Genomic DNA, 16282 nt, shown 5'->3' on the forward strand with positions numbered 1-16282 from the left:
CGAACCGCTCCCACACACTGGGACGAGCGCATTCCGTCCGCGGATCTCCGGGCAGCCGCGGACGCGGTCGAGGCCGGACAGGCGCTGCTGCGCAAGCGTCCGCCGATACGCGCCGAGCCCCTTCCATGTACATGGAAGGGGCTCGGCGGCAATTGCTTTCGGGCATTACGCCCGGTCCGCTCAGTCCAGGTTGACCTGGGCGACCTTGGCCGCGCCGACGGCCTCGGCGATCGCGGACTGCACCTCGGCCGGAACCTCGGTGTTGACGCGCAGGACGACGGTGGCACCGTCCTGGTCCAGGTCCTGGGTGAGCTGGGCGGCCAGGATGTCGATACCGGCTTCGCCGAGCTTGGTGGCCAGGCGGCCGAGCTGACCCGGCTTGTCCTCGTACGCCAGCACGGCGACGTTCAGGCCCTCGGCGCGCATATCGTAGTTGCGGCCGTTGATGTTGACGATCTTCTGGACCTGGTGCGGCTCGGTCAGGGTGCCGGCCACGTTCAGGGTGCTGCCATCGCCGAAGACGGCGCGCAGGTCCACCAGGCTGCGGTGGGTGGGGCTCTCCGACACGGTGGTGACGGTGGCCTCGAGGCCGCGTTCCTTGGCCAGCGCCGGGGCGTTGACGAAGGTGACCGAATCCTCGATGAGGGCGGAGAAGACGCCGCGCAGAGCCGAAAGCTCCAGCACCGCAACATCACTCGCGCTCAGCTCACCGCGGACCTGGACCTCCAGGCTGACCGGGAGCTCCGAGGACAGCGCACCGAGCAGGGCGCCCTGCTTGCGGACGATCTCCAGCCACGGGGCGACCTCTTCGGAGACCGAACCGCCGGTGACATTGACCGCGCCGGGGACGAACTCACCGGCGAGGGCGAGCTTGACCGACTTGGCCACATCGGTGCCCGCGCGATCCTGCGCCTCGGCGGTGGAAGCGCCCAGGTGCGGGGTGACGACGACCTGCGGCAGCTCGAAAAGCGGGCTGTCGGTGCAGGGTTCGGTCTCGAACACGTCCAGACCGGCGGCGCGCACATGACCCGACTTGATCGCGTCGGCCAGGGCCTGCTCATCGATCAGACCGCCGCGGGCGGCGTTGACGATGATGACGCCCTTCTTGGTCTTGGCCAGGGTCTCGCTGTTCAGCATGCCCTTGGTCTCGGGGGTCTTGGGCAGGTGAATGGAGATGAAGTCGGCGCGCTCGAGCACCTCGTCCAGGGTCAGCAGTTCGATGCCGAGCTGGGCGGCGCGGGCCGGCGAGGTGTAGGGGTCGTACGCGACGATCTTGGTCTCGAAGGCGGCGAGGCGCTGCGCGAACAGCTGGCCGATGCGGCCCAGGCCGATGACGCCGACGGTCTTGCCCAGGATCTCGACACCGTTGAACTTGCTGCGCTGCCAGGTGTGCTCACGCAGCGTGGCATCGGCGGCCGGGATCTGGCGCGCGGCCGAAAGCAGCAGCGTCACAGCGTGTTCGGCGGCGGTGTGGATATTCGAGGTGGGCGCGTTGACGACCATGACACCGCGTTCGGTGGCGGCCGGCACATCGACGTTGTCGAGGCCGACGCCCGCGCGGGCGACGATCTTCAGGTTCTTGCCGGCCTCGAGGACCTCGGCGTCGACGGTGGTCGCGGAGCGGACCAGCAGCGCGTCGGCCTCCGGGACGGCGGCGAGCAGCTCGGGCCGGTTGGGGCCGTCGACCCAGCGAACCTCGACGGCGTCACCGAGTGCGTCGACGGTCGACTGGGCGAGCTTGTCGGCGATCAGAACTACAGGACGGCCTGCTTGGCTCACTGTGGGGTACTCCTGCGGGAAAGGGATCCGGGATTTACGGGCGCTAGCTTAGTGGTCCGGTTTTGATCTCGGATTACCGCCCGGTAGACGCGTGCCATCACATCGGTGACGTGCGCTTTTTCTCAACCATCGAGACTCTCGTGGTCAATTGTCCAGTTTTGCCGCGCGAGACGGGCCGAATGATCTAGGTTGCGCGGCATGTCTCCAAGGTCGACTCGCGCTCCCCTATCGCCTCGCACCGCTCGCGTCCTCGCCGCGGCCGCGCTGACCACCCTGCCGCTCGCCGCGGCGGCTCCCGCGACCGCCGCTCCGACGGTGAACAAGGTCGTGGTCATCGGCATCGACGGCACCCTGTACAGCGAGGTGCTGGCCGCCAACGCACCCAATCTCGGACTGCTGGCCGCACAGGGCACGCTGGCGCGGACCTCGATCGCGCCGCACACCACCATGTCGTGCGTCTCCTGGGCCACCGCGTTGACCGGGGTATGGGATACCAAGCACGGCATCAAGGACAATGACTCCACCTGTACGCCCGCACCTTTCGCGCAGTATCCGACGGTGTTCACCCAGCTCGAGCAGGCCCGGCCGAACCTGACCACCGAATCGCTCGGCACCTGGGACAAGATCGGCATGATCGCCCGCACCGGAAATCCGCACGCGGACAAGGTTTCCGTGACGCAGATCGATCCGACCGGCGCGGGAGTCTGCGAATCGACCGCGGATTCGAACGCGACGGCACAGGTGGTCTCGGCCGTCACCGATGACGGTGCGGATCTGGTGTTCACGCATCTGGATCAGGTCGATATCACCGGACATACGCTGCGCGGCATCTGGCCGCAGGCGTACCGGGACGCGATCCAGCGGGTGGACACGCTGGTCGGGAAGATCACCCGCGCGGTGGACGCGCGGGCGGCCGCCCATAGCAATGAGCGCTGGACGATTCTGGTCACCACCGATCACGGACATAAGCCCGAGGGTGGGCACGGCGGTCAAAGCGCCTATGAGACAGCCAGTTTCGTGATCGCGCGCGGGCCGGACTTCGCGGGCGGCGCACAGAACAACGGATACACCCTGGCCGATATCACCCCGACGGTGCTGGATCTGCTCGGCGTGCCCGCGCCATCGAACCTGGACGGCCGTTCCATGCGCGACGGCGGTTCCGGGAATCCGGCCGCGCCGGTGCCGAATACACCCGCGATCGATTCCGGTGCGACGGGTTCGTCCTCCGGCTCGGCCGAGGCGGCCATGGTGAACAACCCGCTGTGCATCCTGGGCAGCGGCTCGGGTAGTGGATCCGCGAGCGGATCATTCGGTAAGTAAGGAGCCCGAGAGCCGGTCTCGGATACGAATTCGAGACCGGCGCAACGGATATCAGGCGGTGGCGGCGGCCGGTTCCGCCGCGGCGGAGATCATGATCTCGGCCACCGCGCCGTAGGCGGCGGCCCAGGTGGCGGCGAGCTCCGGCGTCCACTGCTCGCCGAGGAAGTACTCGAGGGTCGCGAGCAGCGAGGCCCCCGCGACCGGATAGTGGTCCGCGATCACGCCGAGCTTGCCGTGCTGCCGGCCCAGCTGCTGTACGAAAGACGGGTCGGCGGCGAGGGTTTCGACATTGGTGACGATCCGGCCGAGACCGTTCAGGAAGCGCGTGCGCTGTTCGCCCATATCGTCGGGGAACATGCCGCGCACCTCGGGATGCGATTTGAACAGGTGGTCGTAGAAGTATTCGACCGCTTCGGGACCGGCGGCGCCGACCTGAACCCAACTCGACTGCAATGCTTCGATATTCACTGTGGTTCCCCCACTTCTCTTTCCTGCGTTGATGATTCGATACTCAGTTGTCCGAAGGCTGCCATGATCCGGTGACCGGCAGATCACGCGAACGTGAAGAGCCGCTGGTGATTTCCGAGCCGGGATCGGTCCCGCCGGGCATGGGTAGCAGGGCGAGCTTGTCCACCTCCACCGACAGCGTCATGATCATGGCCTGCAATTGGTTGCGCAGCAGTCCGGAGTAGGCGCGCAACTGTTCCATGGATTCCTGGTCGCCGCCAGTGGCGCGCACCCCGGATTCCCTTGCCTGATAGAGCATTTCGCGCTGCTGCTCACGCGCGACCCGCATCAGGTCGCGGGCGTGCTCCTCGGCCTGTTCCACGATCGAATCCGCGGACAATTGCGCGCGATTGAGCACGTCGACGGCCTGGGCGCTGATGCCGAGCGCGTCCTTGGCCATCTCGCCCTGGAGCCGGGAGATCTCCCAATTGGCATTGGCGAGCTGGCGCTGCATTTCGGCGAGTTCCCCGGCGGAGGCCATGGTCTGCATCTGCATTTGCAGCGCATCGCATTTCGTGGCCAGCTGCCGATTCTCCCGTTGCAACCGGGCCAGTTCCTCGGAATTGCTGGTGAGCGTCAACTGCCGATTCTCGCGCGCCACCTTGGTCATGGCGCCGCGCACCTGGGTGAGGAAGAGATCGACATCGTCCGCGTCATAGCCGCGGCGTCCCAGTCGCGCACCCTTGAATCGGGCGGATTGAATGTCTTCGGGTGTCACATCCATTGGCCAACCTTGTCGAATCCGCGCTGCTGGGCGGCCTGGTCGGACGCCGCCGATTGGCCGAACGTCTCGAATCTGATTGCGTGCCGTGGCATTCCGGCGCCGGTGAGCGCGGAAACGGTGGCGGCGACCATATTCGGTGAACCGCACACCAGTGCGGTCGCGCCGCCGGTCAGATCGCGGCCGCGTGCCGCGACCGCGCCGACCGTGCCCTGTACGCCGTGGAATCCCGGATCCTCGGAGACGACCGGGGTGTAGGTGAACCAGGGTTGTTCGGTGCGCATGGTCAGCGCCTCGTGGTCGTAGAGGTTCCAGGCGGTGCGCACACCGTGGAACAGGTGCACGCGCGGTGCGATCCCGGTGCTGTGCGCCTCATCCTCGATACCGTCCAAAACCGCTCGCAGCGGCGCCAATCCGGAGCCGCCCGCGATGAGCAGCAGATTGTCGACCGCGTTCGGCGGGATCACGAACGCCGTCCCCACCGGTGCGCCCAGTCGCAGCCGATCACCCGGCCGGACCGATCTGGCGAAGGTGGCGCTGACCTCGCCGCCGTCCACCACCTGGACGTGGATATCGAAGGTGCCGTCGGCGCGCGGGGCGTTGGCGGGTGAGTAGTAGCGCCACAGTCGCGGACGCTGCGGGATCTCGATGGCCAGGGACTGGCCCGCGGCGTACCGATAGGGCTGGAGCGGTCGCACCGTGTGCACGGTGACATCGATGCTGCGCTTCTCGGTGGCGACGATTTCCGCCTCCCACCAGGCGGGCTGGCCGTCGATCTGCTCGGCCTGTTCGGCCGCGGCGATCATGATGCCCGCGACGGCCTGGTACGCGGCGGTCCAGGTCTGCGCCAATTCCTCGGTCCAGCGCGGGCCGTGGAAGTGCGCGAGGGTGGCGAGCAGGGATCCGCCCGCGGCCGGGTAGTGCGCGGCGACCGCGCCGAAGCGGCGATGGTCCCGGCCCAGCTGGGCGACGAATTCGGGATCGGCGGCCAGGGTTTCGACATTGCTGACGATGCGGCCGAGGGCGGCGAAGAAGCGGCCGCGCTGGGTGGTCATCCGGATCGGGAACATGTCCCGGACCTCGGGGTGCGCCAGGAACAGGTGTGCGTAGAAGTACTGGATCGCTTCGTCGCCGGCGCGTTCTACGAGGCGCCAGCTGGCTTTGAGGGCATCGACGTTCATCGGCCCCGCTTTCTCTTGGACGGCCGTCTGACCCCGGCCAACCTAGGGCATCGGGAGAGGGCTGTCGAAACGAGAGAAAACTTCGTTTGACCGGCTAATTATCGGCTATCGCAAGCGGTTGCGATGCAGGCCACACGCGGGCCGTGATGGGCATGTGATCGGTCACGAATTCGCGGGAAATGACAAAAGGCCGACCTCAGGGCTGCGAAACCCGAGGTCGGCCTTTCAGGCTTGTGTGGCGCTATTTAGCGGCCGAAGGAGCCGGTCCACAGCGTGTTCAGGATGCCATGCAGTGCGGCACCGAAGGTGTCGAACAGGCCACCCAGAGCAGCGGAACCGGTGTCGATGATAACGGGGATCATGTAAATGCCTCTCAATGAATCTCGGTTGTACTTCCGACAGCCAGCATATCGGCGGACTTTTCGCGCTCGTTACGGGGCATTAGCGCGATGTGATCGGCGTCACAGGATTCGGATTGTGTGACCCGAGTCATGTTCAGATCAAATTCCCGTCTATAACGTGCCAATCACGCCCCTATTTCCATGGGCATGGGAGCTGCGAAAATGCCTGGACCTGCAGCGCTTCCGGCATCCGGGAGAGTGTCACGGGAGAGCGCCCCCGCCAGCCTCTGCCACCTTGCGGGAGAGCCGGGTATGAGAGTTGTCCGATTCCGATCGACCAGCGGAGAGAGCGTTCTGTTCGCTGGCGCATCGCGATGACCACGAGTTATTCGGGATTGCTCGAAATATGCGAGCGGCCCGATGATTTCACCGACATCGCGACAGCAGTGGCGATATAGGAATCAGGTACCGTCGAATTGCGGAAACAAACGCACCCGCATCAATCGCCGACTACTACGTCAACGAAGTCGCGCGAGGCGCAAAGGAATTCACCGGACCGGCACCGGCCGATTCGGCGCATACGCCGCCGACCACCGCGGAATTACTCAGTAACCCGCCGCGATGACCCGCACGATGACCGCCTCCGGCCCCGGCTTGGTGCGGCGCACCTCGAACTCCACGCGCTGTCCCTCGGCCAGCGAACGAAAACCGTCACCCTCGACGGCGGTGTACTCCACGAACACATCCGGACCGCCGCCGTCGGGACTGATGAATCCGAAGCCCTTCGCGCTGTCGAACCACTTGACCGTGCCGTGCAGCATTACCAAACCTTCTCGACCGTCCGGATAACAGAGTTGCGCCCCCGCGCGCGGGTCCATGGTGTCACGCGGACGGCGGCCGCACGCACGCGCCCGCGCAGGGCGTCCGACTCGTCCGGTTCGATGGTGTTGCCGCGACCCCTGTGACAGGTCCCGAAATCGTGGGCCGGACGAAAGCGATGCGACACCCACGCCATTGGAGGTGTCGCATCGCGCTGGGGGGTTGCCCGCCGAGCGGGCCGAATTCGCTAGCCCGCGCGGGCCGTGCCCTCGTCCTCCTGACTGCCGCGCATGGCGTAGACGCGATCCAGGAAGTCGCGATGCGCGCGCAGGGTGGCATCCAGGAGTTCGCGCCAGGTGCGGCGGTCCACCCGCTGATCGCTCATCAGCGAGGACAGCGACGCCGGACCCAGGCGGTCGACGTGGTCGACGATGAAAGTCAGCCTGCGGCGCGGGAATTGAGCGCCGATGCGGGGATTCTCATCGAGGAAGCGATCGAGTTCGTAGAGGTAGTTGACCGCGCGGTTGTACTCCTCATCGGTGAGGTGGTAGTCCATCCGCTTGATCTCCACGATCCACAGCTCGCCCGAATCGTGCAGCAGCACGAAATCCGGTTCGCGTTTCGGACTGCCGATGGCGCTGGTGAGCAGGGTGGTGCCGAACTTGTGCGCGTACCAGCGTTCGAAACTGGCGCGCACGCGTTTGAGCGATTCGTTCATGCCCAGCGGCGTCCACTCGGGTGCGAGCAGCCACGGCGCGCTCTCGATGAGCTCCTGGAAGGGGCGTTCGAGTGAGCGGCGTTCGTCGATGAGCGCGCGCAGCCGATCCACCACGGCGACGCGTTCACTGGCGATCTGGCCGAGCGAATAGATTTCGGCGATGCGGGCCCGTTCGAACAGCGCCACTACGACATCGAGTTCCTGATCGGCGTCATCCGCTATCTCCTTGAGGGTTTCGAGCAGACTGCGCTGCGGTCCCAGCGAAAGCGCAAGGCGCACCATGTTCTCGATATGCGCGGGATCATCGAGCGAGGCGCGATCCTTGTGCGCCACCAGGATTCGCGCGGCATCGATCACCGAATCACGGAACAGCCGGTCCCCCGGCGCGATCGACTCCAGCGTCTGGCGCAGCCGGGAGCGGTCCACGAACTCCTCCCAGACCCGGCGGCGAATGGATTTCTCACCGATGCGGCCGATCTCCTTGATCAGCGCCTGACCCCACTGGGCCAGCGCTTCACCGCGCGGGGAGTTCCACATGATGTCCTGGCGATCGGAGCGGACCAGATCCTCCTCATCGTCGAGCCAGTCCACGTGTACCGCGCCGACCAGATAGGAGCGCAGTTTGAACTCGCCGGTGAATCCGGCGGGAATACCGAAATCCCTTGTCTGCGCGACGATTTTGCCGCGCGCGTAAATGCGCACCCCGGCCATGGCGTCATCGCGGTACGGCTGTTTCGAATAGGCGATCCAGCCGGTGATCGGCAGGAATTTATGTCCGAAGCGCACCGGCACCCGGCTCACGTCGATGCGGGTGTCCTCCATGACATCGATGGCCAGATCGCTGAGCGTGAAGCTCTCCTGCCCGATGCAATTGCGCACCTGCACCCGCCAGTCCGAGCGTTCGATACCGAAGCGCGAAGCGAGCTGGCGGCTCAGTTCGGTGCCGGTATTCACCCTCTTGCGGAAGAAGTCTCGCAGAATCACCGTGGTGCCGCGCTTGGCGGTGAAGGTGCCGTCCAGCGGACCCGGTTGCGGGTAGTAGTCGCGTTCGGTGTCCGAGAGCATATCGTCCAGATCCATTACCAGATGGGAGACGGGCCAGCCGAGTGCGCCCTCATCGCCGGAATGGCTTCCGGCGGTGATCACTTCGATGGTCCGGCAGATGCCGAACGCGGCGAGCTTGCCGATTCCCTTGCGGCCCATCACCGGTCGCCCGCGTTCGCGGGACAGGTCGGTGCCGTAGCGAACGCGCCGATCCGAGCCGACCATCAGATAGTGCTGATTGATCTCCTCGGTGGTCATGCCATGTCCGTTGTCGGACACCACGATCTGATACGCGGGCTCATCGGCGGCGCGCACCGTCCCGGCGAGGGTGACGCCCCACGGTAGTGAGACCTCCACCTCGGTGGCATCGGCATCGTAGGAGTTCGCGATGAGTTCGGCCAGTACGGCCGAAACCCGGTCGTAGAGCCGGATTCCGAGTTTGTCTATGGCCAGCCGGCTGATCCGCATCGTGTACTTGTGGTCGTCCAGCGCGGCCGCATGCACGTCGTTGTACATGGTGGTCCCCAATTGCCCTATCGATAGCCTTCGTTCAGCTATCCCTGATATCGATGCAACGCCACCTGATTAACAAAGGGCTGAACATTCACCTACCAGTTCGTCACGGTCATGTTCCGACATTCACCGAGGGGTAGCCCAGTGCAACGGCAAGGTCTCGGTTAACGGTTAGGTGACCGAATCGTGCTCTGTTCAAAGCTTTTTCGCCGAACCGATTGCGTATCGCAACCAGTTGGATCTATGCTACTAACCGATTGCAAAACACAACCAGTTATGAGGTGCGTCATGCCGAAACTTCGAGTGCACAACCTGTCGATCTCCCTGGATGGCTACGTCGCCGGGCCGGACCAGAGCCCGGACAATCCGCTGGGCGTAGGCGGAGAGGATCTGCACACCTGGATCTTCGACACCGACTACGGTCGCGGCATGTCCGGCGCGGCGGTGACCGGCGAGGACGGCGTCGACCAGCGCTACGCCGTCGAGGGCGATGTGAACATCGGCGCGACCATCATGGGGCGCAATATGTTCGGCCCGATCCGCGGCGAATGGCCGGACCATTCCTGGACCGGTTGGTGGGGCCCGAACCCGCCCTACCATCACGACACCTTCGTCCTCACCCACCACCCGCGGCCATCGGTGGAAATGGCGGGCGGCACCGTCTTCCACTTCGTGAACGACACCCCCGAAGCGGTCCTGAAGCGCGCCTTCGACGCCGCGGGCGGCCAGGACGTGCGCCTGGGCGGCGGCTCGGCCACGGTCCGGCAGTTCCTGCGCGCGGGGCTGGTGGACGAACTGCACCTGGCCCAGGTACCGCTGCTGCTCGGTGCGGGAGAACGGCTCTGGGACGGTCTGGGCACATTGCCGGGATATTCGTGCACCCGGAAGGAGTCGTCCGAAAACGTCACCCACCTGACCTTCACCAAGCAGGCCCGCTGACAAGCCGCGTGAACCCGGGCAGAATGCGGGCGACGGGGCGGGACCGGCGGCTCCGCGGGCGAGAGGACTATCGGTGGCGCGCAATCCTGAGCTGGGCAGCCTGGGCGAGTCGATTCAGCGCGGGTTGGTGACGCCGCTGCGGCGCGGCCTGGGCGCATTCGCCGAGCGCGTCAGCGCTCAGCCGATCGCCGAGCCGACGCTCGCGGAGACCATCGCGGCGCGGCAGCGGTTCTTCGGGGCCGACCTGGTGGACGCCGAAACCGGCGCGGTGCGCTCCGACAGGGTGGTGCTGAGCTGGTTCGGGTGCGCGAGTTTCGCGGTGGCGCTGGGTGGTTCGGTATTCCTGCTGGATGCCTGGGTGCCACGCGGCGCGACTTCCGGATATGTGCCGACCACGCCGGCGGAGGTGGCGGCACTGCGACCGGCGGCGATCTTCATCGGGCACGGGCATTTCGATCATGCCGCCGATGCCGGGCCGATCGCGCAGGCCAGCGGTGCGGTGATCCACGGCACGGTCGAACACTGCGCGACCGCGCGCAAGCAGGTGAAATCTCCCGGATTCTCCTGTGTGACACTGGGTTCGAGTACCTCCCTACCCGGAGCTCGCTACGATTTCGACCTCGCACCGGGGATTTCGGTGACGGCGGTCCGGCACATCCATTCCGCGCGCACCGAGCGATACGCGGGCGCGGATGCCTGCGCGCCCGTCAAGCCCATCCCGCAGATCGGCGATATGCGCAGGTATCCAACGACTCTCGCCGATACCGCGCATCTCGTCCGGCGATTGACCGATCCGGAGGGCGGCGTGCTGCTGTACCAGTTCCACACCGAGAAGTTCACGCTCACCTGGCATGACTCGTCCGGGCCGCTGCTGGACAAGGCGCCGGAGGTGCTCGAGACGCTGCGTGAGCTACCCGCGTCCGATGTCCACGTGGGTGCGGTGCAGGGGTACAACCAGTTCACCAACGGCCTGCGAGACCCGCGCAGCTATATCGAGGCGCTGCGGGCAAAGGTGTTCGTGCCCAACCATCATGACAACTGGCTGCCGTTGATCACCGCGCGCGGTTCGGCCTTCCGGGCACCGCTGGAGACCGCGCTCGCTACGATTCCCGACGGCCCGAAGCTTCGCATGCTGCTCGATCCGGACGACTACGTCACGCCCGGGGTGCTCGCCTTCGACGCGTAATCAGCTGAACCGCAACAGCATTGTGAGGCTGGTACTGCCGGCTGGATTGGTGTGCGCGGAACTCGGCACCACGACGAATCCCAGGCACTCGTACAGGCGCAGCGCCGGATTCTCCTGTCGCACACTCAAACTCACGCTTGCGAAGCGGGTTCGGGCGACTTCGAGCAGACCGGTCATCAGTACGGTGCCGATCCGGCCGCCGCGCTGTCCGGGCGCGACACCGATGGCCAGCTCCGGCGTTTCGTCATCCACGTATCCGTAAGCGGCATTGTCCCCGGTGAACAGCCGCAGCCATGCGGCCCCGCACGGCACCCCGTCCCGCTCCGCGATGACGCCGACATCCCCCGGCGCACCCCAGCCCTCGACATAATGTGCCAGCGATGGCACATCCCGCAGCTCCTCGGGCGAAACCCGGCCCTGCTCATGGGAATACGACGCCTCGAACAGCATCGCCCACAGGAATTTCTCGTCCGCGGCCTCAACCGGACGCACCGTCAACTCACCCATGCCGCCGACTATAGGACCGGCCGGTCACAGTGGTGCCGGATCACCCATGCCAGCGCTGGTGGCTCATGGGAGGGCGAGCACTCACACCTGCGCCAGCATTCCCGGCCCCGCCTCTGGCACGACATCGCGCGCGGTGAGCTCACGATCGCAGCGATCACACGCGAGGTGCACGTGCGCCTCACCCTCGCAGTCCCGATGCCGGTAGTACACGGGCGGCCCGTCCGGGGCCATATGCGCATCGCCCCAATCCTTGAACGCCATCAGGATCGGGTACACCTCGTGCCCCTTGGCGGTGAGCCGATACTCCTCGTGCACACCGACTTCCGGCTTCTGCTTGACGAGAATCCCATGCTCGACGAGCCGATCCAGCCGATCCTGCAATCGCCCCCGCGAGATCCCCAGATAGTTCTGAAACCCGTTGAACCGCCGCACCCCCGAGAACGCCGCCTTCATCACCAGCAGCGTCCACCGATCCCCCAGCACCACCAGCGACCGCGTGATCGAACAGGGCTCCTCGGCCAGCTCCTCATACCGCATCTCCCAATCCTACCCATTTGGTCCTAATATGAGACCAAGTTCAATCGGTCTCGTTTTGAGACCAAAGGAGAGGCGACGCCCATGACCGACCCCTACAGCACCCTGCGCACCCTGCTCGACGACCGCTACACCTGCCGAGCCTTCCGCCCCGACCCGATCCCCCGCGAGACCATCGAACAGGTCCTCACCGCCGCCCAGCGCACCCCGTCCTGGTGCAACACCCAGCCCTGGCAACTGACCATCACCGACGGCGACGCCACCGACCGCTTCCGCAAGGCGCTGCTCGACCACATCAACGGCACCCCCACCGAATCCGACCTCCCCTTCCCCCCGGCCTACAACGGCGTCTACCGCGACCGCCGCCGAGAGTGCGGCGGCGCCCTCTACACCGCCGTCGGCGTAGCCCGAGGCGACCACGAAGGCTCCCTCCGCCAAATGCTCCGCAACTTCGAACTTTTCGACGCCCCCCACGTAGCCATCCTCACCACCGAGGCAGACCTCGGCGTCTACGGCGCAGTCGACTGCGGCCTCTACCTGACCTCATTCCTCCTGGCCGCCCAAAGCCTCGGCATCGCCACCGCGCCCCAAGCGGCCTTGGCGTCCTACTCCCCCTTCCTCCATGAGTACTTCGGCATTCCCGAGAGTCGCCAGATCATCGCAGGGGTGTCCTTCGGCTATCCCGACCCCGATCACGCCGTCAACGGATTCCGCACCACCCGTGCGGATCTCGCGAACGTGATCACCTGGCACACCAACTGATTCCGCCTCGCGATCTTCGGGACCGGGTTAACCTACACACGTGTCGGTTAACCCGGTCCGTCGTCTGAAGGGCCCAGAACGTCGTGTGCTGGTACTCGATGCCGCCCGAAACCTCTTCGCCGCCAACGGCTATGACGCGGTCTCCATGCGCGATATCGCCACCGCCGCGGGCATCACCCGCCCGGTCCTCTACGACCATTTCCCGTCGAAGAAGGATCTGGTCCTGGACCTGCTGACCACCGAAACCGAAGCCCTGCTGGCCCGCATCACCGCCGAGGTGGCCGCCGCACCCGAAGCCCGCCTCCCCCGCGCCCTGCGCGCCTACTTCACCTTCATGCTGGAACGCCCCCTCGCGACCCGCCTGATCCTTTCTCCCACAAAGGATCCCGACATCTCCGAGGTGGTAGCGCACCTGAGCTCCCTCTCCCACCGGGGCATCCTGGCCCTACTCCCCCCACCGAACCCCCGAGCCTCCCCGCACACCCCCGATATCGCGGCCACGATCCTCGTGTCATCCGTTGTAGCGGTGGCGAATTGGTGGCTCACCCACCCCGAAGTCCCCGTGGACGAGCTGGTCGGCACCACGCTCGCCCTACTCTCCCCCGGCTTCTCCCAGAGTTAGGCACGCCCGTGTTCGACAAACTCCCCGGCTGGAACACCTCCGCTCCGCTGGGCCCGAACTCCTTGACCTGGAAGCACTTCGGTGACATCCGCTCCATGCTCATCCTCGGCCGCGCCGGCACCCTGCAGAACATGCACCCCGTCCTGAACGCCGCCCTCCAGGAACACTCCAACTTCTTCACCGACCCCATGGACCGCTTCGACCGCTCGGTAGCCCCCATCCAAGCGATGATCTACCAACCCGACCCCGAATCCCGAGCCCGCAAGGTCCGAGATTTCCACAAACCCATCAAAGGCATTGCCCCCGAAGGCACCCGCTACCACGCCCTCGACCCCGAAGTCTTCTGGTGGACCCACGTAACCTTCTACGAATCCATCATCGCCACCCAAGAATTCTTCGGCACCCCCTTCACCGAAGCCGAAAAAGCCCAGTTGGTAGCCGAGGGTCTGACCTGGTGGCGCCTATACGGCATGTCCGACCGCCCAGCCTTCGGCGACTACGAAAACTACCGCGCATACTGGCTCCACATGTGGCAAGAGATCCTCCAATCCAACAAAACCACCACCTTCGCCGCCACCATCCACAAAGCCAAAGTCCCCACCCCACCCTTCATCCCCAAACCCGTCTGGCCCCTGATCCGCTACCCCGTCATGTCCATAGGCGTCTGGCTCTCCAACGCCACCATGCCCCCGGAAGCCCGAAAGATATTGGGCTGGACCTGGACCCGCACAGACGCCCTAGCCTTCACCCTCTTCCGCCACACAATCCGCACAGCCTGGACCCTCGCCCCCAGCCGCCTCCGCTACATCCCCGACGCCTGGGACGGGATGCAGCAAACAGCAGCTATTCACAACGAGAAGTTATCCGCAGGCTGACCATTTCCCCAGCACACAGTGCCGCTGGTCAACCTCCGACGGAGGATCCTCGGCACCTGTGATCAGAACCCGCAGAGACCTGCTGACCGAAGTCTCTGCAGCCACCATCACGAACCGCTGCCACACCGGCGAATACGTCCGACTGCTTCCCGGCATCTATTCGATAGGCGAACCAACGCTCCACACCAGATGCGAGGCAGTCGTAGCTTGGCTACCCACATCGGTATTCAGCCACCGCACCGCCGCTTGGCTCTGGAACATGTTGCCCGAGCCCGAATTACTCGAAGTCACCGTGCCGCCAACAACATTCCGGACCACCCCCGCATGGCTGCGCCTCTACCGCCGCACCCTTCCCCCTGCGTGCATCGACGAGAGCTGGGGCTTTCCGGCCACAACCCCCGCCCGCACACTCCTGGACTGCATGACAGTCGTCGCCGAACACGATGCGGAACGCCTCGTCGACACCCACGCCCGCACCGCCTCCCCGGAACTCCTCGACCTGCGCACCCACCTCCGTGGCTCCCCCACCCTCCGCAAACAACTCCGCGACGCCGCACCCGACGCCGCCTCGGAGCCGGAACGCCTCTTCACCCACGCCCTCCTCCAACGAGGCATCCGCCTCCTCGCCAATCACCCCGTGGGCCCCTACTACGGCGACTTCGTCGACCCACGCTCCCACACCATCATCGAAATCGACGGCCGCGCATTCCACAGCGACGCACGTACATTCCGCGAAGACCGCCGCCGCCAGAACGCACTCGTCCTCGCGGGATGGTTCATCCTGCGCTATGCAGCCGCCGACATCTTCACCCATATCGATGTGTGCGCCGATGAGGTGGCGGCAGTGGTCCGTCGGCGTCGGCGAAACCGCCCGCTGGGTTGAATTTTCCCTGCACAACCAGATTCGCTTGACCACTTCCCGGTCTATACACACGTCGATTGCACGAAAAGTACACTGGCCCTTGCGAAATAAGATCGACATGAGGTCAAGAGGCTGACAGAATCGACCGATGGTCAAGCACGCCGAAGAGCTGCTCCGCGAGGAGATCATCGCGCATCTGAAGGAGCTCCAGGGGGATTCGGAAACCGTTACCCGGGAGCAACTCTGGAACTTTCAGATCCGCGGTAAGACCCTGCGTCTCATCGACTGGAGTCGTGGCATTCGCAACCCGAAAGAGTTGGACGCGACACTCACGATCATGTCGAATCCTAAAAGCCAGTACGATGACGCGGAAGTCGACGGCTCACTCTTCGGCTACGCATACCGCGAAGGCAGTTCGGCAGGTGACAACACCAAACTACGACGTGCATTCGAGTTGAAACTACCACTGATCCTGTTACGCAAGGTCAGTGACGGCGTCTTCGTGCCGGTGTCCCCGGTGTACGTGGTAGCCGACGATGCAAAGAACCGCCAGTTCCTCATTGCACTAGATCAAAACCTGCAGTCCGTTGCCGACCCGATGGATCTGCTGCCGATCGAGCGAAAATACGCCGAACGGGCCGCCAAACAGCGACTACATCAACCGGTGTTTCGGGCGAGAGTTCTCCGCGCTTACGAATCACGTTGCACCGTTTGCAGACTCGCTCCCTTGAAGCTGCTCGATGCTGCGCACATCATTGCGGATAACAAGGAGAACGGTGGGCCAACCGTCGATAACGGACTGTGCCTCTGCAAGCTGCATCATGCCGCCTATGACGCAAATTACCTCGGTATCAGGCCCGATCGCACGATTGTCATCAGCCAACGACTGCTGGATGACCCCGACGATTCGCAAATGCTTCAGTTCGGCTTGCAAGCACGACATGAACAGCCGCTCTACACGCCGATGAGGTCCAAGAAGGAGCTTCCATCCCCTGATCGATTAGCAGAGCGCTTCGCCGAGTTCGTCACCTCGGAAGCGAGCTGACGGGTAT

16 protein-coding genes are annotated in these 16282 nt (G+C 65.0%); 8 read left to right on the forward strand and 8 right to left on the reverse strand.

Annotation, left to right across the window (positions count from 1 at the left end):
• Positions 1-180: 180 nt before the first annotated feature.
• Positions 181-1779: a phosphoglycerate dehydrogenase gene (gene serA, locus ACFC4D_RS43585; RefSeq protein WP_364630354.1), complete on the reverse strand. Its 1599-nt coding sequence runs from the start codon at positions 1777-1779 to the stop codon at positions 181-183.
• Positions 1780-1977: 198 nt separating this feature from the next.
• Between serA and ACFC4D_RS43590 the strand changes: the two genes are divergently transcribed.
• Complete coding sequence (locus ACFC4D_RS43590) at positions 1978-3099, forward strand: alkaline phosphatase family protein (RefSeq protein WP_376072404.1); 1122 nt, start codon at positions 1978-1980, stop codon at positions 3097-3099.
• Positions 3100-3150: 51 nt separating this feature from the next.
• Here the strand turns inward: ACFC4D_RS43590 and ACFC4D_RS43595 are convergent, their stop codons facing one another.
• From ACFC4D_RS43595 to ACFC4D_RS43615, 5 genes are all read right to left on the reverse strand, one after another.
• Positions 3151-3567 (reverse strand): globin domain-containing protein, encoded by a 417-nt coding sequence (locus tag ACFC4D_RS43595; RefSeq protein WP_376072407.1) that lies wholly within the window; start codon positions 3565-3567, stop codon positions 3151-3153.
• A 43-nt stretch (positions 3568-3610) separates the two neighbouring features.
• A complete protein-coding gene (locus ACFC4D_RS43600) occupies positions 3611-4330 on the reverse strand; it encodes a DivIVA domain-containing protein (protein ID WP_375954828.1) in 720 nt (239 codons plus the stop codon).
• Entirely contained in the window at positions 4321-5508 is a 1188-nt protein-coding gene (locus tag ACFC4D_RS43605) for a globin domain-containing protein (RefSeq protein ID WP_375954829.1), read from the reverse strand. The genes ACFC4D_RS43600 and ACFC4D_RS43605 overlap by 10 nt, the downstream gene beginning before the upstream one ends.
• A 946-nt stretch (positions 5509-6454) precedes the next feature.
• Positions 6455-6670, reverse strand: a complete 216-nt coding sequence (locus tag ACFC4D_RS43610) for a cold-shock protein (RefSeq protein ID WP_375954831.1) — start codon at positions 6668-6670, stop codon at positions 6455-6457.
• 245 nt (positions 6671-6915) lie between these two features.
• Positions 6916-8946, reverse strand: coding sequence for an ATP-binding protein (locus ACFC4D_RS43615; protein WP_376072410.1), 2031 nt, complete (start codon positions 8944-8946; stop codon positions 6916-6918).
• 285 nt (positions 8947-9231) lie between these two features.
• On the opposite strand from ACFC4D_RS43615, the gene ACFC4D_RS43620 reads away from it, so the two are divergent.
• Positions 9232-9882 carry a dihydrofolate reductase family protein gene (locus ACFC4D_RS43620; RefSeq protein WP_376072412.1) on the forward strand — a complete coding sequence of 217 codons (651 nt, stop codon included), beginning with the start codon at positions 9232-9234 and terminating at the stop codon, positions 9880-9882.
• Positions 9883-9955: 73 nt separating this feature from the next.
• On the forward strand, positions 9956-11068 hold the full coding sequence (locus ACFC4D_RS43625; RefSeq protein WP_376072415.1) for an MBL fold metallo-hydrolase: 1113 nt from the start codon (positions 9956-9958) through the stop codon (positions 11066-11068).
• Here ACFC4D_RS43625 and ACFC4D_RS43630 read toward each other — a convergent pair whose 3' ends face one another.
• Together ACFC4D_RS43630 and ACFC4D_RS43635 are read right to left on the reverse strand one after the other, a co-directional pair.
• Positions 11069-11575, reverse strand: coding sequence for a GNAT family N-acetyltransferase (locus ACFC4D_RS43630; RefSeq protein WP_376072418.1), 507 nt, complete (start codon positions 11573-11575; stop codon positions 11069-11071).
• Between the two features lie 81 nt (positions 11576-11656).
• Entirely contained in the window at positions 11657-12112 is a 456-nt protein-coding gene (locus ACFC4D_RS43635) for a winged helix-turn-helix transcriptional regulator (protein ID WP_376072421.1), read from the reverse strand.
• Positions 12113-12193: 81 nt separating this feature from the next.
• On the opposite strand from ACFC4D_RS43635, the gene ACFC4D_RS43640 reads away from it, so the two are divergent.
• The 5 genes from ACFC4D_RS43640 (at position 12194) to ACFC4D_RS43660 (ending at position 16275) form a co-directional block, all read left to right on the forward strand.
• Positions 12194-12871 carry a nitroreductase gene (locus tag ACFC4D_RS43640; protein ID WP_376072424.1) on the forward strand — a complete coding sequence of 226 codons (678 nt, stop codon included), beginning with the start codon at positions 12194-12196 and terminating at the stop codon, positions 12869-12871.
• 40 nt (positions 12872-12911) lie between these two features.
• Complete coding sequence (locus ACFC4D_RS43645) at positions 12912-13493, forward strand: TetR/AcrR family transcriptional regulator (protein WP_376072426.1); 582 nt, start codon at positions 12912-12914, stop codon at positions 13491-13493.
• Positions 13494-13501: 8 nt separating this feature from the next.
• Positions 13502-14368 (forward strand): oxygenase MpaB family protein, encoded by an 867-nt coding sequence (locus ACFC4D_RS43650; protein WP_376072429.1) that lies wholly within the window; start codon positions 13502-13504, stop codon positions 14366-14368.
• Between the two features lie 259 nt (positions 14369-14627).
• Positions 14628-15251 carry an endonuclease domain-containing protein gene (locus ACFC4D_RS43655; protein ID WP_376072432.1) on the forward strand — a complete coding sequence of 208 codons (624 nt, stop codon included), beginning with the start codon at positions 14628-14630 and terminating at the stop codon, positions 15249-15251.
• Between the two features lie 127 nt (positions 15252-15378).
• Positions 15379-16275 carry an HNH endonuclease gene (locus ACFC4D_RS43660; protein ID WP_376072435.1) on the forward strand — a complete coding sequence of 299 codons (897 nt, stop codon included), beginning with the start codon at positions 15379-15381 and terminating at the stop codon, positions 16273-16275.
• Positions 16276-16282: the final 7 nt, after the last annotated feature.

The organism is Nocardia sp. NPDC056000 (assembly GCF_042269265.1).
Taxonomy (GTDB): Bacteria; Actinomycetota; Actinomycetes; order Mycobacteriales; family Mycobacteriaceae; genus Nocardia.

Excerpts from the sequence above, each read along its gene's own strand:
- ACFC4D_RS43605 (WP_375954829.1), bottom strand. The coding sequence starts at position 5,508 with ATGAACGTCGATGCCCTCAAAGCCAGCTGGCGCCTCGTAGAACGCGCC.
- ACFC4D_RS43640 (WP_376072424.1), top strand. The coding sequence starts at position 12,194 with ATGACCGACCCCTACAGCACCCTGCGCACCCTGCTCGACGACCGCTAC.
- ACFC4D_RS43630 (WP_376072418.1), bottom strand. The coding sequence starts at position 11,575 with ATGGGTGAGTTGACGGTGCGTCCGGTTGAGGCCGCGGACGAGAAATTC.
- ACFC4D_RS43600 (WP_375954828.1), bottom strand. The coding sequence starts at position 4,330 with ATGGATGTGACACCCGAAGACATTCAATCCGCCCGATTCAAGGGTGCG.
- ACFC4D_RS43610 (WP_375954831.1), bottom strand. The coding sequence starts at position 6,670 with ATGCTGCACGGCACGGTCAAGTGGTTCGACAGCGCGAAGGGCTTCGGA.
- ACFC4D_RS43635 (WP_376072421.1), bottom strand. The coding sequence starts at position 12,112 with ATGCGGTATGAGGAGCTGGCCGAGGAGCCCTGTTCGATCACGCGGTCG.
- ACFC4D_RS43655 (WP_376072432.1), top strand. The coding sequence starts at position 14,628 with ATGTTGCCCGAGCCCGAATTACTCGAAGTCACCGTGCCGCCAACAACA.
- ACFC4D_RS43590 (WP_376072404.1), top strand. The coding sequence starts at position 1,978 with ATGTCTCCAAGGTCGACTCGCGCTCCCCTATCGCCTCGCACCGCTCGC.
- ACFC4D_RS43620 (WP_376072412.1), top strand. The coding sequence starts at position 9,232 with ATGCCGAAACTTCGAGTGCACAACCTGTCGATCTCCCTGGATGGCTAC.
- ACFC4D_RS43660 (WP_376072435.1), top strand. The coding sequence starts at position 15,379 with ATGGTCAAGCACGCCGAAGAGCTGCTCCGCGAGGAGATCATCGCGCAT.
- ACFC4D_RS43615 (WP_376072410.1), bottom strand. The coding sequence starts at position 8,946 with ATGTACAACGACGTGCATGCGGCCGCGCTGGACGACCACAAGTACACG.